Annotated in this window: 17 protein-coding genes and 1 tRNA gene; 12 read left to right on the forward strand and 6 right to left on the reverse strand. The window is 73.6% G+C overall.

Annotated elements, in window-relative coordinates; genetic code table 11:
* Positions 1 to 71: 71 nt before the first annotated feature.
* Complete coding sequence (locus EV372_RS14530) at positions 72 to 542, reverse strand: DUF1707 SHOCT-like domain-containing protein (RefSeq protein WP_130396411.1); 471 nt, start codon at positions 540 to 542, stop codon at positions 72 to 74.
* Positions 543 to 683: 141 nt separating this feature from the next.
* On the opposite strand from EV372_RS14530, the gene EV372_RS14535 reads away from it, so the two are divergent.
* The gene (locus tag EV372_RS14535; RefSeq protein WP_130396412.1) at positions 684 to 2,474 is read left to right on the forward strand and encodes a cell division protein PerM; all 1,791 of its coding nucleotides are present in this window, start codon (positions 684 to 686) and stop codon (positions 2,472 to 2,474) included.
* A 250-nt stretch (positions 2,475 to 2,724) separates the two neighbouring features.
* Here EV372_RS14535 and mfd read toward each other — a convergent pair whose 3' ends face one another.
* Positions 2,725 to 6,330 carry a transcription-repair coupling factor gene (gene mfd / locus EV372_RS14540; RefSeq protein ID WP_130396413.1) on the reverse strand — a complete coding sequence of 1,202 codons (3,606 nt, stop codon included), beginning with the start codon at positions 6,328 to 6,330 and terminating at the stop codon, positions 2,725 to 2,727.
* A 322-nt stretch (positions 6,331 to 6,652) separates the two neighbouring features.
* Between mfd and cysC the strand changes: the two genes are divergently transcribed.
* Together cysC and EV372_RS14550 are read left to right on the forward strand one after the other, a co-directional pair.
* Positions 6,653 to 8,236, forward strand: coding sequence for an adenylyl-sulfate kinase (gene cysC / locus EV372_RS14545; RefSeq protein ID WP_130396414.1), 1,584 nt, complete (start codon positions 6,653 to 6,655; stop codon positions 8,234 to 8,236).
* A 155-nt stretch (positions 8,237 to 8,391) separates the two neighbouring features.
* Entirely contained in the window at positions 8,392 to 9,090 is a 699-nt protein-coding gene (locus EV372_RS14550) for a nucleoside triphosphate pyrophosphohydrolase (RefSeq protein ID WP_130398927.1), read from the forward strand.
* Between the two features lie 139 nt (positions 9,091 to 9,229).
* Here the strand turns inward: EV372_RS14550 and EV372_RS14555 are convergent, their stop codons facing one another.
* Entirely contained in the window at positions 9,230 to 10,432 is a 1,203-nt protein-coding gene (locus EV372_RS14555) for an FAD-dependent monooxygenase (protein WP_130396415.1), read from the reverse strand.
* Positions 10,433 to 10,584: 152 nt separating this feature from the next.
* On the opposite strand from EV372_RS14555, the gene EV372_RS14560 reads away from it, so the two are divergent.
* From EV372_RS14560 to EV372_RS14570, 3 genes are all read left to right on the forward strand, one after another.
* Positions 10,585 to 11,142 (forward strand): TetR/AcrR family transcriptional regulator, encoded by a 558-nt coding sequence (locus EV372_RS14560; protein ID WP_130396416.1) that lies wholly within the window; start codon positions 10,585 to 10,587, stop codon positions 11,140 to 11,142.
* Between the two features lie 104 nt (positions 11,143 to 11,246).
* Positions 11,247 to 12,530: a phosphopyruvate hydratase gene (eno, locus tag EV372_RS14565; RefSeq protein WP_013151128.1), complete on the forward strand. Its 1,284-nt coding sequence runs from the start codon at positions 11,247 to 11,249 to the stop codon at positions 12,528 to 12,530.
* 141 nt (positions 12,531 to 12,671) lie between these two features.
* Entirely contained in the window at positions 12,672 to 13,043 is a 372-nt protein-coding gene (locus EV372_RS14570) for an FtsB family cell division protein (protein WP_013151129.1), read from the forward strand.
* A gap of 11 nt (positions 13,044 to 13,054) precedes the next feature.
* On the opposite strand, the gene crcB (EV372_RS14575) is transcribed toward EV372_RS14570, so the two are convergent.
* Positions 13,055 to 13,432 carry a fluoride efflux transporter CrcB gene (gene crcB, locus EV372_RS14575; RefSeq protein WP_130396417.1) on the reverse strand — a complete coding sequence of 126 codons (378 nt, stop codon included), beginning with the start codon at positions 13,430 to 13,432 and terminating at the stop codon, positions 13,055 to 13,057.
* Positions 13,429 to 13,869, reverse strand: coding sequence for a fluoride efflux transporter CrcB (crcB, locus tag EV372_RS14580; RefSeq protein WP_130396418.1), 441 nt, complete (start codon positions 13,867 to 13,869; stop codon positions 13,429 to 13,431). Before crcB (EV372_RS14580) ends, crcB (EV372_RS14575) begins: the two co-directional genes overlap by 4 nt.
* 266 nt (positions 13,870 to 14,135) lie before the next feature.
* On the opposite strand from crcB (EV372_RS14580), the gene EV372_RS14585 reads away from it, so the two are divergent.
* From EV372_RS14585 to EV372_RS14600, 4 genes are all read left to right on the forward strand, one after another.
* Positions 14,136 to 14,723 (forward strand): DUF501 domain-containing protein, encoded by a 588-nt coding sequence (locus EV372_RS14585; RefSeq protein WP_013151132.1) that lies wholly within the window; start codon positions 14,136 to 14,138, stop codon positions 14,721 to 14,723.
* On the forward strand, positions 14,720 to 15,700 hold the full coding sequence (locus tag EV372_RS14590) for a Ppx/GppA phosphatase family protein (protein WP_013151133.1): 981 nt from the start codon (positions 14,720 to 14,722) through the stop codon (positions 15,698 to 15,700). Before EV372_RS14585 ends, EV372_RS14590 begins: the two co-directional genes overlap by 4 nt.
* Before the next feature lie 346 nt (positions 15,701 to 16,046).
* Positions 16,047 to 17,423 (forward strand): NAD(P)/FAD-dependent oxidoreductase, encoded by a 1,377-nt coding sequence (locus tag EV372_RS14595; RefSeq protein ID WP_013151134.1) that lies wholly within the window; start codon positions 16,047 to 16,049, stop codon positions 17,421 to 17,423.
* A 128-nt stretch (positions 17,424 to 17,551) separates the two neighbouring features.
* Positions 17,552 to 17,625, forward strand: a tRNA-Leu gene (locus EV372_RS14600).
* Positions 17,626 to 17,729: 104 nt separating this feature from the next.
* Here the strand turns inward: EV372_RS14600 and EV372_RS14605 are convergent.
* On the reverse strand, positions 17,730 to 19,562 hold the full coding sequence (locus tag EV372_RS14605) for a helix-turn-helix domain-containing protein (RefSeq protein WP_253796287.1): 1,833 nt from the start codon (positions 19,560 to 19,562) through the stop codon (positions 17,730 to 17,732).
* Between the two features lie 141 nt (positions 19,563 to 19,703).
* On the opposite strand from EV372_RS14605, the gene pruA reads away from it, so the two are divergent.
* Positions 19,704 to 21,329: an L-glutamate gamma-semialdehyde dehydrogenase gene (gene pruA / locus EV372_RS14610; protein ID WP_130396419.1), complete on the forward strand. Its 1,626-nt coding sequence runs from the start codon at positions 19,704 to 19,706 to the stop codon at positions 21,327 to 21,329.
* Between the two features lie 213 nt (positions 21,330 to 21,542).
* Positions 21,543 to 22,469 carry a proline dehydrogenase family protein gene (locus tag EV372_RS14615; RefSeq protein WP_130396420.1) on the forward strand — a complete coding sequence of 309 codons (927 nt, stop codon included), beginning with the start codon at positions 21,543 to 21,545 and terminating at the stop codon, positions 22,467 to 22,469.
* Positions 22,470 to 22,577: the final 108 nt, after the last annotated feature.

Raw genomic sequence — 22,577 nt, forward strand, 5'->3', positions numbered from 1 at the left:
CGGCTCCGCCCCGCCGCTCAGCGGTGAGGCGGAGCCGTTGTCGTGTGCGCCCCCGCCTCCGCGGCCGGACGTCAGGTGGGGCGGCGCGAGTGCCTGACCACACCCACGACGACGTGGGGGACGATCATCACGGTGAGGAAGATCCCCCAGCCGACGAGGGCCTCGCGGCTTCCGTCCAGGACGGCGGGCAGCCCCCAGAACAGGAAGACGCAGCCCACCCAGGGCAGCACGCCCCACCAGGGCGCGGAGCGGTCTCCGCTGTCCGCGCAGGCCGGTGCGGTCCCCCTGTCCTTCCGGCGGGGCTCCGGAACCGGCGCGCTCCCGCGCCCCGCGCCGGGGGCGCGCGTGTCCGTCGCGGGCAGGTCGCCGAAGAGGGGGACCAGGTCGGAGGAGGTGACGGCGCGCACCGCCAGGGAGGCGCGCGCCTCGTGCTCGTCGATGTCCAGGCGCCCCTCCTCGAAGGCCGTGCGCAGCCTGGCCAGGGCGTCGTCGCGTTCGGCGTCGGAGAGGCGGTAGGGGCGCGGGTCTTGGGGGCCTGCCATGCGGAACCGATCCGTTCGGGCTGGGGGAGCCTTCTTCCCAGGGTAGGACGGCCGGACCGCGCGTCCGGTTCCGACCTCGCGGGCACGACACGCGCGGCCGGGATACCACGGAGCATTCCGGTCCCTGGCAGCATAAGTCGGGTGAGTACGTCAGGATCTCCCCCCGACCGCGGCCGCCCCTCCCAGCGCACGCGGTCCAGCGGCGCGGCGGAGCCCGACGCGGCCGCCGCGCCCCGACCCGTCTACGCGACCGGCGGGATCGCCGCGGCCACCGCCGCGGCGCTGGGGCTGGCCGTGATCGTCACCCTCACCATCATCGGGTGGGTGGCCGCGCCGCACGACACCTTCGGCGAGGACATCATCGACATCCTCCAGGGTGCAGTGCTGGCCTGGCTGGTGGGCCACCACGTGTCGTTCTCGGTGCCCGACGGCCAGATCGCCCTGCTGCCGCTGGGTCTGGTGCTGTTGCCGGGGCTGCTGCTGTACCGGTCGGGACGGTGGCTGGCGCGTTCCTGCGACATCCCCCGCCTGCGGTACGTGTACCGGGCGGCGTTGGCGATCGCCGGGCCGTACGCGGCGATCGCGGGCACCCTGGCCCTGCTGGCGCGGACCGAGGCGGTCGAGCCGAGTATGCCGCGCGCGCTGGTCATGGGGTTCGTGACCGCCTTCCTGGCCGGAGGGCTGGGGGTACTGCGCCAACTGATGCGCGACAAGCAGGTGCCCGCCCGTGACCTGCTGCGGCTGATGCCCGCCCGGTCGCGCTCCCTGCTGGTGGGGATGCTCGCCTCCACGGGGACGCTCCTGCTGGGCGGGTTGCTCCTGTTCCTGGTGGCGCTGGCGATGAGCCTGCCCGAGGTCGTCGAGACGACCCGGGTGCTCGGCCCGGGCCTGGTGGGGGGCGCGCTGCTGATCGTGGTCCAGTTGGCGTACCTGCCCAACGCGGTGGTGTTCGCGGTCTGTTACGCCCTGGGCCCGGGGTTCGCGGTGGGGGCGGGGACCGTCGTCGCGCCGACGGGGGTGTCGGTGGGCGCCCTGCCGATGCTGCCGATGCTGGCCGCGCTGCCGTCGAACGGGGCCGCGCCGGCGGCCTCGCTGCTGGCGTTGGCGGTGCCGTTCGTGGCGGGTGCGGTGGGCGGTGCCCTGACCCAGCGCAGCGCCCCGGACGTGGTCAGCGAGGCCGCTCCGCTGTGGGGGTTCGTGTGCGGTGTGACCACGGGGCTGCTGTGCGCGGCGCTGGCCGCTCTGGCCGGTGGGCCGCTCGGCGGCGAGAGGCTGATCGAGGTCGGGCCGTCGGCGTGGCAGGTGGGCCTGGTGGCCGCCCTGGAGGTGGGCGTGGCCGCCGCCGTCGTGGCGTGGGTGGCGAACTGGTGGTACACGCGGGGAGAGCGTCCGGCGCGCAGGGCCCCGCGTTGGACGGCCGGGCGTGGGCAGCGCCCCGCGCAGGAGGAGACGGCGTCCCCGGTGGGGGAGGACGCGCCCGCCGCGAGGGCCACGGCGCGCCCCGCCAAGGACGTGACGCGTCCCGCCAGGGAAACAGCGCGTTCGGCCAGGGGCGTGACGCGCTCCGCGGAGGAGGAACCGCGGGACCGTCCGGAGGTGGAGCTGCCCCCGGACGTGCCGGTCGGTGAGGGCCTGGCCACGGTCACGCCGCTGCGCCGCCGTGAGGAGGAGGCGCGACCGGACCCCGAAGAGGACGCTTCGCCGGAGGTCCCCGAGGACGAGGAGCCGGACGCGGACCGGGCCGCCGAGCGCGCGGAGCGCAAACGCGCGCGCCGGGAGCTGCGCGACCAGCGGCGAGCGGAGCGCAGGGCCAGGCGGACCGAGGGCGGGCGCTGGTGGCGTCGCCGGTCCGCCGAGGACGAGGAGTCCGAGGAGATGTACGGGATCACCTACGAGGCCGAACCCGACGGGGTCGACGCCCCGCAGCGGTGAGGGGCGGCTGTCCGCGGTCGGGGAGGGTCTGACCACGGCAGCCGCCGAAGCCCCGCCCCGGCTCCGGCCGCCGGTCGTGTGACCGCCGGACCTCCTCCCCGGACACGGCCGTGGGCCGTCCCGGTCTACCGGGACGGCCCACGGCGTCGATGGATGGTGTTCGCGGGCCCGCGCCCGGGCCTGTGGAACGGACCGTGGCCGAACGCCCGCACACAGCCCTCTCCCGTTGGAGACCCGTTCGCGACGGGTCCTAGGCGTTCTCCTTGGGCGCGGTCTTCCTCTTCTGCGGTTCGAAGATGGAGTTGACCAGGTCGGTGCACCACTTGAGCAGCTCCAGGTCCCTCAGGGGCCTGCCGCCCAGGCCGCCGGACTTGGGCACCGGCACCAGCAGGGTCCGGGTCGTCTCCTTGCGGATCGACTTGGGGTACAGGCGCCGCAGCCGCAGCTCCTGCGACTCGCGCAGCTCCACCGGGGCGAAGCGGATCTGGTTGCCCTGCATCACCACGTCCGACAGGCCCGCGGACTTGGCCAGCACCCGGAACCGGGCCACCGCCATGAGGTTGTCCACCTGCTCGGGCGGGGTGCCGTAGCGGTCGGTGAGCTCCTCGTAGGCGGCGAGGATGTCCTCCTCGCTGGTGACGCTGGCGATGCGCTTGTAGGACTGCAACCGCAGCCGCTCGCCCGGCACGTAGTCGTGCGGGATGTAGGCGTTGATGGGCAGCTCGACCTTGGTCTCGACCTCCTCGACCGCGTCCGGGTCGCCCTTGAGCTCGGCCACGGCCTCGCCGACCATGCGCACGTACAGGTCGAAGCCCACGCCCGCGATGGTCCCGGACTGCTCGGCGCCCAGGATGTTGCCCGCGCCCCGGATCTCCAGGTCCTTCATGGCCACGTACATGCCCGCGCCGGTCTCGGTGTGCTGGGCCACGGTGGCCAGCCGCTCGTAGGCGGTCTCGGTCAGCGGCCTCTCCGGCGGGTAGAGGAAGTAGGCGTAGGCGCGCTCGCGCCCGCGGCCCACCCGGCCGCGCAGCTGGTGCAGCTGCGACAGGCCGTAGGTGTCGGCGCGGTCGATGATCAGGGTGTTGGCGTTGGGCACGTCCAGGCCGGACTCGACGATGGTGGTGGAGACCAGCACGTCGAAGTTCTTCTCCCAGAAGTCGACCATCACCTTCTCGAGCTGCTGTTCGTTCATCTGTCCGTGCGCGTACGCCACCCGGGCCTCGGGCACCAGGCGCTGGATGCTCGCCGCCACCTTGTCGATGGACGCCACCCGGTTGTGCACGAAGAACACCTGTCCCTCGCGCATCAGTTCGCGGCGGATCGCGGCGGTGATCTGCTTGTCCTCGTAGGGCCCCACGAAGGTGAGCACCGGGTGGCGCTCCTCGGGCGGGGTGAGGATCGTGGTCATCTCGCGGATGCCGGTCAGGCCCATCTCCAGGGTGCGCGGGATGGGGGTGGCCGACATCGCCAGCACGTCCACCTGGGTGCGCAGCCGCTTGAGCGCCTCCTTGTGCTCCACGCCGAAGCGCTGCTCCTCGTCGATGATGACCAGGCCCAGGTCCTTGAAGCGGGTCTCCGAGGACAGCAGCCGGTGCGTGCCGATGACCACGTCCACCTCGCCGGAGCGCAGCCCCTCGCGGGTGGCCTCCACCTCGCCGTCGGTCTGGAACCGCGACATCGGCTTGACGGTGACCGGGAAGGAGGCGTAGCGCTCGGTGAACGTGGACAGGTGCTGCTGCACCAGCAGCGTGGTGGGCACCAGCAGGGCGACCTGCTTGCCGTCCTGCACGGCCTTGAAGGCGGCGCGCACGGCCACCTCGGTCTTGCCGTAGCCGACGTCGCCGCAGATCAGCCGGTCCATCGGGACCGACCTGGACATGTCCTTCTTGACCTCGTCGATGGCGGCGAGCTGGTCGGGCGTCTCCACGTAGGGGAACGCGTCCTCCAGTTCGCGCTGCCACGGGGTGTCGGGGCCGAAGGCGTGCCCGGGGGAGGCCTGGCGCGCCGAGTACAGCCGGATGAGGTCGCCCGCGATCTCGCGGACCACCTTGCGGGCGCGGCTCTTGGCCTTGCTCCACTCGGCGCCGCCCATCTTGGACAGGGTGGGCGCCTCGCCGCCCACGTACCGGGTGACCTCGCCCAGCTGCTCGGTGGGCACGAACAGGCGGTCGCCCGGCTGTCCGCGCTTGGAGGGCGCGTACTCGATGAGCAGGTACTCGCGGGTGGCGCCCTGCACCTGGCGGCTGACCATCTCCAGGTAGCGGCCCACACCGTGCTGTTCGTGCACGACGTAGTCGCCGGGCTTGAGCTGGAGCGGGTCGACGGTGCCGCGCCGCCTGCTGGGCATGCGCCGCATGTCCCGGGTGGAGGACTTCTGTCCGGCCAGGTCGGTCTCGGTGAGCACCACCGTGTGCACCGACCGCAGCAGGAACCCGTGGTCGACCAGGCCGGTGGTGACGGTGGCGACCGCCGGTTTGGGCCGCTCGGTCAGGTCAGCGGCCAGGGAGGCGCCCAGCCCGGCGTCGCGCAGCATCGCGACCAGGCGCTCGGCGGGGCCGTGCCCCTGGGTGACCAGGACGACGCTCCAGTTATCGTGCAGCCATCCCTTGATGTCGGCCAGCGCGCGCTCGGTGTCGCCCCGGTAGGACTCGGAGGGAACCGCGCCGACGACGACGGCGTCGTCCTCCTCGGCCGCGCCGCCCTGCTCGTCCGCGGCGAACGGGGTCAGGCCCCACCAGGGCAGGCCCAGCTCGGCGGCGGTGGAGCGCAGCTCGGAGATGGACATGTAGGCGGACTCGCCCAGGTCGATGGGCGCCTCGCCGCCGGAGGCGGCGTTGATCCACGACGCGTCCAGGAACTCGGCGCTGGTGGCCTCCAGCTCCACCGCGCGGGTGCGGATGCGTTCGGGGTCGCAGCCCACCACCATCGCGCCCTCGGGCAGGTGGGCCAGGAACGGCTCCATGCGCTCGGCGAGCACGGGCGCGAAGGCCTCCATGCCCTCCACGGCGACGCCGTCGGCGATCTTGTGCAGGATCTCGGCCAGGGAGGGGTGCTCCTCGGCCAGCGCCCGCGCGCGCCCGCGCACGGTGTCGGTGAGCAGCAGTTCGCGGCACGGCGGCGCGAACAGACCGGAGGAGGCGCTGGTGCGCGGGTCATCGCCGCCGCCGGATTCGATGGAGCGCTGGTCGGCGACCTGGAAGTAGCGGACGTCCTCGACGGTGTCGCCCCAGAACTCCAGCCGCAGCGGGTGCTCCTCGGTGGGCGGGAACACGTCCAGGATGCCGCCGCGCACGGCCATGTCGCCGCGCTTCTCGACCAGGTCCACCCGGGCGTAGCCGGTGTTGGCCAGGGCTTGGACGACCTCCTCCAGCGGCGCCTCGTCGCCGGGGCGGATGCGCACCGGCTCCAGGTCGCCCAGCCCGGACACCAGCGGTTGCAGGACGCTGCGCACCGGGGCCACGACCACGCGCAGCGGGGTGGTCAGCGGGTCGGAGGGGTCGGGGTGGGCCAGGCGGCGCAGGACGGCCAGCCGCTGGCCGACGGTGTCCGAGCGCGGGGAGAGCCGCTCGTGGGGCAGCGTCTCCCACGCGGGGAAGAGGGCCACCGAGTCCTCGGGCAGCAGGCAGCCGAGGGCGTCGGCCAGGTCGGAGGCCTCGCGCTCAGTGGCGGTGACGGCGAGCACGGGCCGCTGCGCGCCCACGGGGGCGTCGGCGGCCAGCGCCCCCACCATGAAGGGGCGCAGCGCCGCCGGGGCGACGAGGTCGAGGTGGGGATCGCGGCCGCCTCGGGCGGCCTCGATCGCGCTGTGCAGCGCCGGGTCCCTGGAGACGTCGGCGAGAAGTCCAATGAGGCTCATAGCACCAGAAAGTGGAAGTGGTCCGGATCAGGCGGTGGTGGTCGCGGCCTGCACGGGAAGAAGGCGGCTGCGTGAGTGGACGCCCGGCACCTCTCAGACTATCGAGTCCGGCGGTCCGGCGCGGGCGGGGTGTGGACAACCGGCGACACGGGGCTGCCCCGTGCCGCCCGCGTCCCCGGCCTGGTGGCGCGGGCGGCGGCGTACCGGGTAGAACCGTCTCCGAGCTGCTTCTATTCCGTCTGACACGGTGCGAGGGCGGGTCGCCCCGCGCCCGCGGCATACGCTGGACGCGTTTGCCGGACCGCCCGAGGAGAGGAAGCGCGTGGTGAGTGCCAACAGGCGTGGGAGTGCGCCGCAGGGCGGTGTCGGGAGCCCGGACGCCCCGGTCTTCGCACCAGGTCCGGACGGGCTCGCCCACTTGGAGCTGATCCTCAACGGCGCCTACCCGCTGCCCGGTTTCATGACGCGGGACGAGGCGGTGTCGGTGGAGCGGGACGGCCGCCTGCCCGACGGGCGCCCCTGGCCGGTTCCGGTCACGTTGGAGGTGCCCGAGGAGCTGTCCGGAGCCGACCACCTGACCCTCTCCGATCCGGAGGGCGCCCCGCTGGCCGGGCTCGACGTCACCGAGCACTGGCGCGACGCGGGGGGCCGCCACCTCCTGGCCGGTTCCGTGACCCTGCTGCGCCCGCCCACCTACGGCGTGCTGCGCGAGCTGCGGCCCTCGCCCGCCGAGGTGCGGGCCCAGCGCGAGCTGGAGCCCTCCGAGCGCCCCCTGCTGGCCGTGGTCACCGACCGGCCGCTGCACCACCGCGCCCTGCACCAGATCCGGGCCGAGGCCGACGCGCTGGGCCTGGTCCACGGCGAGGGCGGGCGCGCCGACGTGCTGGTGATCGTCGACACCGGCCTGGAGGACGAGGGCATGGCCACGGCGGTGCTGGCCGCCGGGCCGCTGCTGCCCGCGCGCACCTCCTTCGTGGTGTGCACGCTGCCCAGGGGCGCCGACCGCGCCCGGGGCCTGTTCGGCGGGCCGTGGGGGCCGCGCCAGGTGGGTCTGGCCGCGCACGTGGCCGCGTCCTACGGCGCCACCCACATGCTGGCGGTGACCGGCGGGGACGGCCCCGACGTCGAGCGGGTGATGGCCCTGCGCCCGCCCCTGACCGTGCTGGACCCCGAACCGTGGCGCTACCACTCCTCCGACGGGCTGTGGCTGCCTATGACCCGGACCGACCCGGCGTCCGCGCGGGCCGAGCTGACCGACGAGCAGGTGGAGGCGGAGCTGGCGCACGGGCGCGAGCTGCCCTCGTGGTTCACCCCGGCCCGGGTGGGCGCGGAGCTGGCGCGGCTGCGCCCGGCCCGCACCTCCAGGGGTCTGACCGTGCTGTTCACGGGTCTGTCCGGCTCGGGCAAGTCCACGATCGCCCGGGGGGTGTGCGACGGCATCCGCAGGTCGGGGCGTCCGGTGACCCTGCTGGACGGCGACGTGGTGCGGCGCATGCTCTCCAGCGGGCTGACCTTCTCCCGCGAGCACCGGGAGCTCAACATCCGCCGGATCGGCTACGTGGCCTCGGAGATCACCCGGCACGGCGGGGTCACCGTGTGCGCGCCGATCGCCCCCTACGCCGGGGGGCGGGCGGAGGTGCGCGCGATGGTGGAGGAGTTCGGCGACTTCTTCCTGGTGCACGTGGCGACCCCGCTGGAGGTGTGCGAGGCCCGCGACCGCAAGGGCCTGTACGCCAAGGCGCGGGCGGGGGAGATCCCCGAGTTCACCGGGATCTCCGACCCCTACGAGGAACCGGACGACGCCGACCTGGTGGTGGACACCGAGGGCGCGGATCCGGCCGAGTCCGTGGCCAGGGTGTTGTCGGCCCTGCGCGCGGGCGGCTGGCTGCCCGAGCACGACGGCTGAACCGCGGCGCGAACAGTGGAGGACGAGAGTTGAACGACCCCCGAGACCCCCGAGACCCCCGAGACCCCCGAGACCCCCGGGACGTGCGGGACGCACAGGGCGGCAGGGACGGCGGCCCGCCGGTCGGGCACCGGGTGCTGCGCCTGGTCGAGGTGATGGACACCCTGCGCCGGGAGTGCCCGTGGGACCGCGACCAGACCCACGGGTCGCTGGCCAAGTACCTCATCCAGGAGGCCTACGAGACCCTGGAGACCATCGAGGAGGGCGACTTCGCGCTGCTGCGCGAGGAGTTGGGCGACGTGCTGCTCCAGGTGGTCTTCCACGCGGCGGTCGCCGCCGAACGGCCCGAGGGGGACCCGGCGCGGTTCACGGTGGACGACGTCGCCGACGCCATCATCGACAAGATGACCCGCCGCCACCCGCACGTGTTCGGCGGGGTCGAGGTGTCGGGCGCCGACGAGGTGGGGTCCAACTGGGAGGCCATCAAGGCCGCCGAGCGGGCGGAGAAGGCCCGGGCGGCGGGCGGCGACGGGCGCAACTCGGTCCTGGACGGTGTGCCGTTCGCCCAGCCCGCGGTGCTGCTGGCCGACGAGTTGCAGAGGCGGGCGGTGCGCAACGGCTTCCCCGCCGACCTGGTCGGCGACGACGGGGCCGAGGGCGGGGAGCTGTTCGCGGCGGTGGCGGCCGAGCGCGGTCGGGGCCGCGACGCCGAGAGCGACCTGAGGGCGGCGGCCCGCCGGTTCGACGCCCGTGTGCGCGCCGCCGAGGACGCCGCCCGCGCGGACGGCAGGGAGCCCCGCGAGCTGTCCGGGCGGGAGTGGCGGACCTACTGGGACAAGGCGGGCGAGGTCTGACGGGCTGGCCGTAAGCGTGGCCGGTGTGACGCGAGTGTCCTGACCCGCGCTGATCTCGTGCTTGCGGCCGGTGCCGGCGCCCGGACCCCGCTGTGGGCACGAGACCACGGCGGAGGGGTCCGCTGGACGCCGGTCCGGGTCAGGCCCCGGCGGGTGCGGGGGCGTCCAGCTCCAGGGCCTCCGACGCCCGTGACAGCCGGTTGTCGAAACCGCCGAGGGAGGACAGCAGCGGGGCCAGTCGGAGCAGGAGGCCGCGTGCCAGCAGCGCCGGCCGGGTGCGCGGGAGCAGGAAGGCCTGGCCCCGGTCGGCGATGTCCTGGTTGGCCGCCACGAACGGCCTCATCCGGGCCTCGTAGGCGGCCAGCGCCGCGCGGTGGTCGTCGTGGCGGGCGAGTTCCCGTGCCAGGACGTGGGCGCCGACCATGGCCAGGCTGCTGCCCTGCCCCGACATGGGGGAGGGGCAGTACCCGGCGTCGCCGAGCAGGGCCACGCGCCCGGTCGACCAGCGGTCCATGCGGATCTGGGCGACGGAGTCGAAGTAGAAGTCCGGGGCCCGCTCCATCGCCTCCAGGATCCGGTCGGCCTCCCACCCGTGCCCGGCGAAGGCGCGGCGCAGGAACTCCCTCTGCTCCCCGGGCGGCCTGCGGTCGACGCCGCTCTCCTCGCGCGCGGACAGCGCCAGCATGGCCTTGGCCCCCCGCGCGCGGGGCGTGTGGTACATGGCCACGAGCCGCCCCGGGGTGTTGGACAGCACGGCCTCGCGGTCCAGCCCCGGGTGGTTGGGCACCGTGAAGATGCTGATGTAGCTGCCCAGGAAGCGGCGGTGGGGGGCCTCGGGGCCGAACGCGAGCCGCCGGGTCGTGGAGTGCAGGCCGTCCGCCCCCACGACGAGGTCGAACACGCGCGGCCTGGACCGTTCGAAGGTCACGCGGACCCCGTCCGGCTCCTGTTCTATCGCGGTGGCGGAGTCCCCGTACAGGTACTCGGTGTACGCGGTGGTCGGCGCGTGGACCAGGCGGACCAGGTCGCCGCGCAGCAGTTCGGCGGAGCGGCCGTCGGCGGTGACCGAGCTCGCCTCGAAGCCGCCCGTGCGCCTGCCGCGGGCGTCCACGGTCGTGGCCCCGGACATCTCGGTGGCCGAGGCCCGGACGCCGTCGAGCACCCCCATGCGCTCGGCGACGTCCAGGGCCGTGCCGCGCACGTCGATGGCGTAGCCGCCGGTGCGGGGCGCGGGGGCGCGTTCGACGACGGTGGCCTCGATGCCGTGGTGGTGGAGCCAGTGGGCGAGGGTCGGCCCGGCGATGCCCGCGCCGGAGATCAGGACGTTGCGTACGGCGGTCATGGCGTTCCTCGCTCCTTCGGGTGCCGTCGCCCCCACGCTAGAACTCTACTTACCGTGCGTCAAGTAACTTACCGACCGACAAGTAAACTACCGGCCGGAAGGCCGGCGTTAGACTCGGCTGACCGGGTGGCGAGGGAACGGAAGTGGCACGGGTGCCCAGAGCGCGGAGCGACACCAAGGCGCAGATCCGGGCGGTGGCCCTGGAGCTGTTCGCCCGCAAGGGGTTCGAGAAGACCAGCCTGCGCGAGATCGCCGAGCGCCTGGACATCACCAAGGCCGCGCTGTACTACCACTTCCCCTCCAAGAACGACCTGCTCACGTCGCTGGTCAGGCCCCTGGGCGAGGACATGGAGGCGCTCTTCGCCAGGTACGGCGGCCGCGGCGGGACCGAGGACCCGCGCGCGCTGCTGGGCGACTACTTCGACGTCTGCGTGCGCCACAGCGCCCTTCTGCTCGCCGTCCTCAACGACCTGGGCGCGCTGGCCGACGTGGGGCTGGTCGAATCCGTCATCTCCTGGCGCCGGCGCCTGGACGCCCTCCTCGTGGGGCCCGAGGGCGGCGTGCCCGCCCGGATGGGCGCCGTGATCGCCCTCGGCGGCATCCAGGACCTCTCGGTCATGTTCTCCCCCGAGGAGGCCGCCGACCACCGCGAACGCGCCATCGACATCGCCATGGCCGCCCTGGAATCGGGCATGTCCGATATGGACTAGACCAATTCCGCCGGGTGCGCGCGTCCTCCCCGGTGCGGGGTCGCTAGTCTCGTGTCGGGTCCTGAACCAGTGGTCCGAGAAACCCCAAGAGACGGAGAGAGACCGTGGCGTCCATCGAGGCAGTACAGGCGCGGGAGATCCTTGACTCCCGGGGCAACCCGACAGTCGAGGTCGAGGTTCTGCTCGACGACGGAACCATCGCGCGCGCGGGCGTCCCCAGCGGCGCCTCCACCGGCCAGTTCGAGGCGGTCGAGCTGCGCGACGGCGGTGACCGCTACGGCGGCAAGGGCGTGACCAAGGCCGTCACGGCCGTCAACGACGAGATCGCCGACGAGCTGCTCGGCCACGCCCCCGACGAGCAGCGCATCATCGACCGCGCGCTCATCGACCTGGACGGCACCCCGGACAAGTCCCGGATCGGCGCCAACGCCATCCTGGGCGCCTCCCTGGCCGTGGCCAGGGCCGCCGCGGCCGAGGCCGGGCTGCCCCTGTTCCGCTACATCGGCGGCCCCAACGCTCACGTGCTGCCGGTGCCGATGATGAACATCCTCAACGGCGGCGCGCACGCCGACAGCAACGTCGACATCCAGGAGTTCATGGTCGCGCCGATCGGCGCTCCCACCTTCTCCGAGGCCGTCCGCTGGGGCACCGAGGTCTACCACGCCCTCAAGTCGGTCCTCAAGGCCCACGGCCTTGCCACCGGCGTGGGCGACGAGGGCGGCTTCGCCCCCAACCTGGACAGCAACCGCGCCGCCCTCGACCTGATCGTGGAGGCCATCGAGAAGGCGGGCTACACCCCGGGCACCGACATCGCGCTCGCCCTGGACGTGGCCGCCAGCGAGTTCTTCAGCGACGGCGTGTACACCTTCGAGGGCAAGGCCCGCTCCTCGGAGGAGATGGCCGCCTACTACGCCGAGCTGGTGGAGGCCTACCCGCTCGTCTCGATCGAGGACCCCCTCGACGAGGAGGACTGGGAGGGCTGGAAGAAGCTCACCGCCCAGCTGGGCGACAAGGTGCAGCTCGTGGGCGACGACCTGTTCGTCACCAACCCCGAGCGGCTCCAGCGCGGCATCCTGGCCGACACCGCCAACTCGCTGCTGGTGAAGGTCAACCAGATCGGCACCCTCACCGAGACGCTGGACGCGGTCTCCCTCGCCCAGCGCAGCGGTTACACGGCCATGATCAGCCACCGCTCCGGCGAGACCGAGGACACCACCATCGCCGACATCGCGGTGGCCACCAACGCCGGGCAGATCAAGACCGGCGCCCCGGCGCGCAGCGAGCGGGTCGCCAAGTACAACCAGCTGCTGCGCATCGAGGAGGAACTCGACGACGCCGCCGTGTACGCGGGCGTGTCGGCCTTCCCGCGCTTCGCCGCGCGCGGCTAGTCTGCCCCAGTGCCCCGCGAATCCGAGCAGCAGCGTCCAAAGGCCAAGAAGGCGGCCAAAGCCGACAGGCCCGGGCGCGGCCCTGCCCGGAAGACGGGGCCCTCGGGCACGGGCACGGGCCGCACCCCCCGGGTGCGGCCCATGCTCACCAGCCGCGCGGCCATCCTCGCGCTCGTGGTGTGCGTGATCGCGCTCAGCCTGGCCTACCCGCTGCGCGAGTACATCGCCCAGCGCGCCCAGCTCGCCGAACTCCGCGAGGAGCGCGCGCGCATGGAGCAGAGCGTGCAGGACCTGCGCCAGCGCGAGGAGGAGATGACCCAGGACGCCTACGTGGAGCGCGAGGCCCGCGTCCGGCTGCACTACCAGTACCCCGGCGAGACCGCCTACATCGTCATCCCGCCCGACTCCGAGGACGAGGACGAGGACGACACCGGCCCCAGCGAGCCCTGGTTCACCACCCTGTGGCGCTCGGTGGAGGAGGCCGACAGCCCGCCGCCCGACGACGGGCTCTGAGCCACGCGCCCTCAGAGCAGGGCGCCCGCGGCCCACGCCCCCGCCGCCAGCGCGGCCAGCGCGCAGCACCCGGTCAGGGCCGCGTAGCCGGCGGCGGCCGGGACGCGCCCCTCCCGGGCCAGGGAGAGGACCTCGTGGGAGAAGGTCGAGTACGTGGTCAGCGCGCCGCACAACCCGACGGAGAGCAGGGCCCACAACCGAGGGGAGAGCGACGCCGCCCCCGCCGCGCCGACCAGCAGCCCCAGCAGCAGGGTGCCCGCGACGTTCACGGTGAACGTGCCCCAGGGCAGCCCCGTGCCGACCGCGCGCGAGACGGCCCGGTCCACCAGGTAGCGCAGGGCCGCGCCCGCGCCGCCGCCCAGGCCGACGAGCCACACGTCCCAGTTCACGGCCGCCTCCTGCGGGCCAGCGCGCGGACCGCGCGCCCCGCGGCCCACGCGCCCAGGGCGGTCCCGGCCACCGCGCCGACCAGAGTGAGCGCCATGTAGGCCGCGGCCTCGGCGGCCCGCCCGGAGGCCGCCAGCGCCCCCGTGTCCAGGACGTGGGCCGAGTAGGTGGTGAACCCGCCCAGGAAGCCGGTGCCGAGCAGCTGCCTGACCCAGGGCGGCGCGGGCCGGGGCCCGCTGACGGCCGCGACCAGGACGCCGATGAGCACCGAGCCCGCGAGGTTGACGGCCAGGGTGGCCAGCGGCGGACCGCCGTCGGGGGTCGGCCAGGCCTGCGCCACCAGGTGGCGGGCCACCGCCCCCGCGGCCCCGCCGCAGGCGGCGATCCCGGCCATGGCGGCCACGTGCCGGGAGCGGGGCGCTCGGTCGTCGGCGGACATGGTTCTCCCCACACGTCGTGGCCCCGGCCGCGGGAGCCGGAACGCCGGTGTGCAGGGACCGTCGGCGGACGTCGCGGTCGGCTGACGGCAGGCCCCACCGCCGCGCGCCGACCGGTGGGACGGCGCCACGGACGCCTGGGGCCCGTGCGCCGCCATCCTACTCGCGGGACGCGGGGGTGTTCCGGGCAGGCGACGGCTCCGCGCGGGAGGGACGACAGGGACGCCCGCGCCTTCGGGTGCGCGTGCGGCCCTATGCTGGGTGCGCCATGACTTCCGCAGATCAGCCCGCGCCCGGGCACGCCGCCGGGCGCCCCGCTCCGGTCGCCGAGCGCGACACCGCCGCCGTCGAACTCCAACTGGGCCGCCCGCCGCGCGGTGTACGCGCGATCGCGCACCGCTGCCCCTGCGGCCTGCCCGACGTGGTGCGCACCGCGCCCCGTCTGGAGAACGGCGAGCCCTTCCCGACCCTGTACTACCTGACGTGCCCGCGCGCCGCCTCGGCCATCGGCCGGATGGAGAACGAGGGCCGCATGCGCCGTATGCAGGAACGCCTGGGGGAGGAGCCCGAACTCCGGGCCGCCTACACCAGGGCGCACGAGGCCTACCTGGCCGAGCGGGCCGAGCAGGCGCGCCTGGACGGCGTCGAGCCGCTGCCCGAGGGCATGCAGAGCACCGGTGGCATGCCCACCCGGGTCAAGTGCCTGCACGCGCTGGTCGCCCACGAGCTGGCCGAGCCGGGGACCAACCCCTTCGGAGCCGAGGCGCTGGAGGAACTGCCGCACTGGTGGGACAGGGGCCCGTGCGTGTGTGTCGACGAGGACGCCCCCGAGGGCGACGAAGGGAACGCATCATGAGCGGTGTCGCGGCCATCGACTGCGGAACCAACTCCGTCCGGCTGCTGATCGCCGACGTCGTCCACGTGGGCGAGGACGAGGTGCAGGTGGTCGACGTGGACCGGCGCATGGAGATCGTGCGCCTGGGCGAGGGCGTGGACGAGACCGGGGCGTTCGCGCCCCAGGCGCTGGAGCGCACCTTCGAGGCGCTGCGCGGGTACGCCGAGGCCATCGAGGCGCACGGCATCGCCCTGGGCCCGGACGCGGTGCGCATGGTCGCCACCAGCGCCACCCGGGACGCGAGCAACCGCCAGGTCTTCGTCGACGGCGTGCGCGACATCCTCGGCGTGGAGCCCGAGGTGGTCACCGGCCTGGACGAGGCCGAGCTGTCCTTCGTGGGCGCCACCGCCGAGCTGGAGGCCGAGGGCCCGGGCGAGGACCTGGCCCCGCCGTTCCTGGTCGTGGACATCGGCGGCGGCTCCACCGAGTTCGTCCTGGGCGGCGCCTTGTCCGGGGACGACGGCGAGCTGGTCCGCGCGTCGCTGTCGGTGGACATCGGCTGCGTGCGCATGACCGAGCGCCACCTGCGCAGCGACCCTCCCACGGCGCAGGAGGTCGCGGCGGCGACCGCCGACATCGAGGCCGCGCTGGACGAGGTCGAGCGGGTGGTCCCGCTGCGCGAGGCCGCCTCGGTCGTGTGCGTGGCGGGTACCGCGACCACGGTCGCCGGTATCGCCCTGGACCTGCCCGAGTACGACCCCGAGCGCATCCACCACACCCGGGTGGGCGTCGCCGACCTGGACCGCATCACCGGGGAGCTGCTCAAGGCCACCTCGCGGGAGCGGTCGATGATCGGCGTCATGCACCCGGGCCGGGTGGACGTCATCGGCGCGGGCGCGCTCGTGCTGTCGCGGGTGCTCGCCCGCACGGGGGCCGACTCCTTCACGGCCAGCGAGCACGACATCCTCGACGGCGTGGCCTGGAGCCTGGTCGTGTGACGCCGCCCGCGGGAGGGCGCCCCACCGGGCGTCTCCCGCGGTGCGCGCAAGGGCGCCACGGGTGAGACGTGTCACCCCCCAGGGGCCTTGTGAATGCTTTCACAACCGTTCTGACCTGCGAAAACGTCGGTAGGGTGGAGCGGGAAGTGGTGGGAAGGTGGGCCGGTGTGAACCTTCTCTGTCGGAGGGTGCTTGTGAAAGAATGCACAAGCGAAGGGACGAAGCACCCCGCTCCGACCCGGGCGGCACCCCGCCGCGACCACGGCGCGGGCGACCGAAGACCGTGACAACCTCGCGGCCCCTGGGAAGGGGCGCCACACAGAAGAACCGTTAGGGCGGAAATGCGATGACCGAGAGCAGGAACTACCGGCTGGTGCACGGCGGAGGGGACGACGCGGAGATCCCGCACATCCTCATCGTCGGCGGCGGTTACCTCGGGATGTACACCGCGAGGCGGCTGGAGAAGAAGCTCGGGGCGGGCGAGGCGCGGATCACCGTCATCGACCCCAACTCCTACATGACCTACCAGCCCTTCCTGCCCGAGACCGCGTCCGGCAGCATCTCGCCCCGACACGTGGTCGTCCCGCTGCGCAAGGTCTTCAAGCGGGTCCGCGTCCTGGGCGGCAGGGTCGTGCGCATCGACCACGCCGACCGCACGGTCCGCTACGAGCCCAACGTCGGCGAGGCCCAGACCCTCGCCTACGACTACCTCGTCATGGCCGCCGGAGCGGTCTCGCGCACCCTGCCCATCCCCGGCCTGGCCGAGTGGGGCATCGGGATCAAGACGGTCGAGGAGGCCGCCTTCCTGCGCAACCACGTCCTGGACCAGCTCTCCATCGCCGACTCCACCGACGACGAGGCCATCCGGCGCAAGGCGCTGAACTTCGTCTTCGTCGGCGGCGGCTTCGCCGGGGCCGAGGCCATCGCCGAGCTGGAGGACATGGTCCGCGACGCCGTGCGCCACCACCCCTCGATCGGCCTGGAGGACGTGCAGTTCTACCTCATCGAGGCGGCTGACAAGATCCTCCCCGAGGTCGGCCCCGAGGTCGGCAGCAAGGCGCTCAACCAGCTGCGCCGCCGCGGCATCGACGTCCGGCTCAAGACCTTCCTGGAGTCGGCGGTCGACCAGCACATCAAGCTCAGCGACGGCACCGAGTTCGACTCGGGCACGCTGGTGTGGACCGCGGGCGTCAAGCCCAGCCCGGTCGTGGCCGCCAGCGACCTGCCGCTCGGCCCCAAGGGCCACCTGGACACCAGCGAGTACCTGGCCGTCAACGGCGTGGAGAACGCCTTCGCGGGCGGCGACAACGCGCAGGTGCCCGACGGCAACGGCGGCTACTACCCGCCCAACGCCCAGAACGCGGTCCGCCAGGCCCCGGTCCTGGCCGACAACGTGATCGCCGCCCTGCGCGGCACCGAGCCCAAGGCCTACCGCCACAAGAACCTGGGCGCGGTCGCCGGGCTCGGAGTCCACAAGGGCGCCGCCCAGCTGTTCGGCAAGATCAAGCTCAACGGCCGCCTGGCCTGGTACGCGCACCGGTCCTACCACCTGTTCGCGGTCCCGACCTTCAACCGCAAGATGCGCGTGCTCTCGGACTGGACGCTCGCCCTCTTCCTGCGCCGCGACTACGCCGCGCTCCCGGAGATGGCCGAGCCCCGCCAGGCCTTCGAGGAGGCCAGCCACCCGCAGATCGAGGACGGCCGCCTCCGCCGGGTCAGCTGACCCGGCGCGGCCCCCGCGACAGGCGCGCGACACGGCCGGCTTCCCCGAGGGGAGCCGGCCGTTTCCTGTCCCAATGCGGCCAAGCCAAGTCAAAGTGGGCAATCAACCCGCCCGGTATGATGGGCCACGCCCTCGTAGCCCAATGGAAGAGGCAGGCCCCCTAAAAGGGTCACAAGTGTCGGTTCGAGTCCGACCGGGGGTACCCACGGCAACCAGCTCCGACGACGCCTGCTCAGCGAGCAGGCGTCGTGTGTCTTCGGAGCCGGACGCCGCCCCGTGTGCCCACCGGGCTCCCGCGGCGGCCCCTCAGCGCGTCGGTCCCTGCTGCTCCATCAACAGCTGCAACTGCGTGAACAGGCGCTCCCCGGGGTCCCCCAGGTCGATCCCGCTCACCGACGCGGCCCGGCGCACCCGGTACCGCAGCGTGTTCGGGTGGATGTGCAGCCGCTCCGCCGCCGCCCGCGCGTCCCCGAACGCCTCCAGGTAGGCCAGCAGGGAGTGCACCAGGTCGGCGCCGCCCGCGCGGTCGTGCTCGATCAGCCGGCTCACCCGCGGGTCCCGCAGCGACGGGTCCTCGCGCAGCCGTGCCAGCGTCTCGCTGACCAGCACCCGCGAGCGCACGTCGGAGATGGTCGCCACGTCCCAGCCCGGACCCCGGTCGGGAGAGCGCTCCACCGCGTCCAGGACCCGGTCCGCCTCCGCGCGCGAGTCCGGCACGTCCCCCAGCCGCTCCACCAGCGACCCCACCGCCGCGTGCACCTCCAGTCCCAGCGCCGCGCGCGCCGCCGCCACCGTCTTGCGGGTCAGCGCCAGCACCGACCGCTCCACCCCGCGCCCCTCCCGGGCGCGCGCCAGATCCGGCAGCAGCACGTAGACCCGGCCGCCCAGCGCGGTCACCAGGGCGCTGCGCCGGTAGGCCGCGGTGTGCACCGACACCAGGTCGATCAGCTGGCGGCGGCGCAATTCGCGCTCGGGCCGGTCGGGGCGCTCCTCCGCCGCGCCCTCGGGCCCCTCGACCAGGGCGAACGCCACCACCAGCGCGCCCCGGTCGGCGTGCACCTCCACGGTGTCGGCCAGCGCGCCGGCGTCGATCCTGCCCTCCAGCAGGCTCGACAGCAGGTCCTCGCGCAGCCGCAGCCCCGCGCTGGCCTGCGTGCGCTGACGGATCATCTGCAGCGCGGTGGTGCGCGCCGCGCCCAGCAGGGCCTCCTCCGCGTGCTCGGCCAGCGGCCGGTCGCCCTCCTGCACCCAGATCGCGCCCAGCGGCTGGCGTCCCGCGTGGATGCCCACGGCCAACCGGCGCCTGATGCCCAGTTCGGGGTGCTCCTCCACCCGCACCACCTCCTCGCCCGCGCGCAGCTTGGCGAACACCCCCCACTCGCGCAGCAGCGCCAGGTACGACTCCGGGCCGCGCCGCCCCAACACCGACAGCCGCCGCAGCTCGTCCACCTCGGCGCCGCTGGAGTAGGCCAGTACCCGGCTCGCCGCGTCCTCGATGCTCACCAGCCCGCCGGTGAGCCTGGCGATGGTCTGCGCCATGGAGAACAGGTCGCCGCCGGACTCGCCCAGGTCCTCCGAGGCGGTCAGGCGGGCCTCGTCCAGGATGGACCGGCACACCGACTGCAACTGGTCCCACCGCACCTCGGGGCGCACCGCGAGCAGGGCGATCCCCGCCTCCCGCGCCTCGGTGCGCAGCGCCCGCGCCTCGTCGCCGCCTCCGGGCCGGGGGCGGCCGGGGCGCGTCCCCGCGGTCGGCGGCGCCTCCTCCGGCGCCGCGTGCGCGCTGGTCTTGACCGCGACGGCCGTGGCGCCGCGCTCGGCCAGCTCCCTGACCAGGCGCCGAGCGGAGGCGCCCCGCGCCCCGATCAGCAGCACCAGGTCCCCCTCGCGCACCTCCGTGCGGTCCTCCGGGTCGAGGATGACGACGTTGTCCACCTGGACATCGAGCCCGTCCGGGGCGGCGGCCACGTCCACGACGGGGTCGCCCAGGGCCAGCAGCAGTCCGCGCAGGGGCAGACCCGTGGTCCTGTCATCGGATGAACCATCCTGAACAGGGGGAACCTCCGGCCGCGGGTGCGGTCGGGGCGCCCCGTCGCCGGAGGCGGGGCGCGGGTCGGATGCAGGGCGGTCGTCGCTCATGTGTGTCCCATTTTGTCCTGGAGAACAAATAAGGCGGGCAAAGAGTGGCCTGGTCCACAAGGTTCGCACGCCCTGCTTCTGGGAGCGTTGAGTCAGCCAACCCTGCTTGTTTCAGGGACATTCTTCACCGGGAAGGTGCCCATGGACGCCGTGACCAACGTCCCTCTGCCCCAGAACGAGCCCGTTCTGTCCTACGCGCCCGGCAGCGCCGAGCGCGAGGAACTCGTGGCCAAGCTGGAGGAGCTCGGCAGCCGGAGCATCGACCTGCCGATGCGCATCGGCGGCGAGAGCCGTATGGGCGGCGGCGAGCCCATCGACGTCGTGCAGCCGCACCGCCACGCCGCGGTCCTGGGCACCATGCGCAACGCCACCCACGAGGACGCCCGCGACGCCGTCGCCGCCGCCAAGGCCGCCGCCCCCGCCTGGCGCGCGATGTCCTTCGACGACCGCGCCGCCATCCTCCTGCGCGCCGCCGAACTGCTCTCGGGCCCCTGGCGCGCCACCATCAACGCCGCCACCATGCTCGGCCAGTCCAAGACCGTGCAGCAGGCGGAGATCGACTCGGCCTGCGAGCTGATCGACTTCTGGCGCTTCAACGTCTCCTACGCCCGCGACCTGATCGCCCAGCAGCCGCTGAGCGTCAAGGGCGTGTGGAACCGCATGGAGCAGCGCCCCCTGGAGGGGTTCGTCTACGCGATCACCCCCTTCAACTTCACCGCCATCGCGGGCAACCTGCCCACCGCCCCGGCCCTGATGGGCAACGTGGTCGTGTGGAAGCCGTCCCCGACCCAGCAGTTCGCCGCCGAGCTGACCATGCGCCTGCTGGAGGAGGCGGGCATGCCCCCCGGCGTCATCAACATGGTCACCGGTGACGGCCTCGCCGTCTCCGACGTCGCCCTCAACGACCCGGAGCTGGCCGGTGTGCACTTCACCGGTTCGACCAGGACCTTCCAGCACCTGTGGAAGAGCGTGGGCGAGAACATCGCCAACTACCGCTCCTACCCGCGCATCGTCGGCGAGACCGGCGGCAAGGACTTCATCGTCGCCCACTCCTCGGCCGACCCCGAGGTCCTGCGCACCGCCATCGTGCGCGGCGCCTTCGAGTACCAGGGCCAGAAGTGCTCGGCCGCCTCGCGCGCCTTCGTCGCCCGCTCGGTGTGGGAGCGGGTCCGCGACGACCTCGTCGCCGAGACCGAGGCCCTGACCATGGGCGACGTCACCGACCTGTCCAACTTCGTCGGCGCCGTCATCGACCGCCGCGCCTTCGACAAGCTGGCCAAGGTCCTGGAGGACGCCAAGTCCGACCCGACCCTGACCGTCCTGGCGGGCGGCACCGCCGACGACTCCGTCGGCTACTTCGTGCGCCCCACCATCATCGAGGGCACCGACCCGTCCCACGACGTGTTCCGCACCGAGTACTTCGGCCCGGTCGTCGCCGTCCACGTCTACGAGGACGAGAAGTTCGACGAGGTCCTCAAGGTCGTCGACGAGGGCTCGGCCTACGCCCTGACCGGCGCCGTCCTGGCCAGGGACCGCGCCGCCGTGGCCAAGGCCAGCGAGGCCCTGCGCTTCGCCGCGGGCAACTTCTACGTCAACGACCGCCCGACCGGCTCCATCGTGGGCCAGCAGCCCTTCGGCGGCGGGCGCGCCTCCGGCACCAACGACAAGGCGGGTTCGGCGCAGAACCTGTCCCGCTGGTCCAGCCCGCGCGCCATCAAGGAGACCTTCGTCGCGCCGACCGTCTCCTCCTACCCCCACCAGGGCTGACAGCGTCGCCCAGGGGCTCCGCTCCGCCTTGCCCCGTGTTCGGGCACCCAAAGAGCGGGAACCCGCGGGCGCCCGAACAGCGGTTCCCGGGCCCCCTCCCGTCCTGAGGGGGCCCGGGGGCCCGCCCTCATCCACCGGCGCGGCCGGGACGAACCCCGCCGCGCCCCGCCCGCGCCAGCCCACCGGCTCGCGCACGTCTTTCCTGAGGTCACCATGCTTCGCAAACCCCTGCTGCTCGCCGCCAGGTCCCAGACCTGCCGCACCATCGTCGAGCGCACCCCCGTCACCCGGGCCATGGTCAAGCGGTTCGTCGCGGGCTCCACCCAGGAAGAAGCGCTCCCCGTGGTCGGGGAACTGACCCGGGACCGCCACGTCACCCTGGACTTCCTGGGCGAGGACACCACCGACACGGCCCAGGCCGAGGCGACGGTCACCGCCTACCGGGACCTGCTGGCCGCGCTGGGCGAGGCGGGTCTGGCCGGGCGCGCCGAGGTCTCGGTCAAGCTCTCGGCCGTGGGCCAGTTCCTCAACAGCGACGGCGAGAAGATCGCCCTGGACAACGCCCGCCGGATCGCCGAGGCGGCCAAGGCGGTCGGCACCACGATGACCCTGGACATGGAGGACCACACCACCACCGACTCCACGCTGGGCATCCTGCGCGAACTGCGCCAGGACTTCCCCTTCGTGGGCGCGGTGCTCCAGGCCTACCTGCGCCGCACCGAGGCCGACTGCCGCGACCTGAGCGGGGCCGGTTCGCGCGTGCGCCTGTGCAAGGGGGCCTACGACGAGCCCGAGTCGGTGGCCTTCCGCGACAAGGCCGAGGTGGACAAGGCCTACGTGCGCGCGCTGCGCGTGCTGATGGAGGGCGAGGGCTACCCGATGGTGGCCTCGCACGACCCGCGCATGATCGCCATCGCCGGCTCGCTGGCCGCCGCCAACGGCCGCGGCGAGGACGACTTCGAGTACCAGATGCTCTACGGCATCCGCGACGCCGAGCAGGTCCGGCTGGCCGCTGAGGGCAACCGGATGCGGGTCTACGTGCCCTACGGCGACGAGTGGTACGGCTACTACATGCGCCGTCTGGCGGAGCGTCCGGCGAACGTGCTCTTCCTCGCCCGGTCCCTGGTCACGCGCGGCTAGCCGTACTCGGCCTCCGTCGCCCGCGGGCGGCCCGGGGACCCCGGGGGAGGGGGTCGGCGCCCTCGGGCACCGGCCCCTCCGCGTGTCCGCGGGGCGGGCGCCCACGCG

The organism is Nocardiopsis sp. CNZ308 (genome assembly GCF_004217075.1).

What these genes read in the sequence shown, in the direction of transcription:
- EV372_RS14530 (WP_130396411.1), bottom strand. Translation starts at nt 542, where the DNA reads ATGGCAGGCCCCCAAGACCCGCGCCCCTACCGCCTCTCCGACGCCGAA.
- EV372_RS14590 (WP_013151133.1), top strand. Translation starts at nt 14,720, where the DNA reads ATGAGCGGTGTCGCGGCCATCGACTGCGGAACCAACTCCGTCCGGCTG.
- EV372_RS14605 (WP_253796287.1), bottom strand. Translation starts at nt 19,562, where the DNA reads ATGAGCGACGACCGCCCTGCATCCGACCCGCGCCCCGCCTCCGGCGAC.
- EV372_RS14550 (WP_130398927.1), top strand. Translation starts at nt 8,392, where the DNA reads ATGGACACCCTGCGCCGGGAGTGCCCGTGGGACCGCGACCAGACCCAC.
- EV372_RS14595 (WP_013151134.1), top strand. Translation starts at nt 16,047, where the DNA reads ATGACCGAGAGCAGGAACTACCGGCTGGTGCACGGCGGAGGGGACGAC.
- EV372_RS14615 (WP_130396420.1), top strand. Translation starts at nt 21,543, where the DNA reads ATGCTTCGCAAACCCCTGCTGCTCGCCGCCAGGTCCCAGACCTGCCGC.
- EV372_RS14585 (WP_013151132.1), top strand. Translation starts at nt 14,136, where the DNA reads ATGACTTCCGCAGATCAGCCCGCGCCCGGGCACGCCGCCGGGCGCCCC.
- mfd (WP_130396413.1), bottom strand. Translation starts at nt 6,330, where the DNA reads ATGAGCCTCATTGGACTTCTCGCCGACGTCTCCAGGGACCCGGCGCTG.
- crcB (WP_130396418.1), bottom strand. Translation starts at nt 13,869, where the DNA reads ATGTCCGCCGACGACCGAGCGCCCCGCTCCCGGCACGTGGCCGCCATG.
- EV372_RS14570 (WP_013151129.1), top strand. Translation starts at nt 12,672, where the DNA reads ATGCTCACCAGCCGCGCGGCCATCCTCGCGCTCGTGGTGTGCGTGATC.
- pruA (WP_130396419.1), top strand. Translation starts at nt 19,704, where the DNA reads ATGGACGCCGTGACCAACGTCCCTCTGCCCCAGAACGAGCCCGTTCTG.
- EV372_RS14555 (WP_130396415.1), bottom strand. Translation starts at nt 10,432, where the DNA reads ATGACCGCCGTACGCAACGTCCTGATCTCCGGCGCGGGCATCGCCGGG.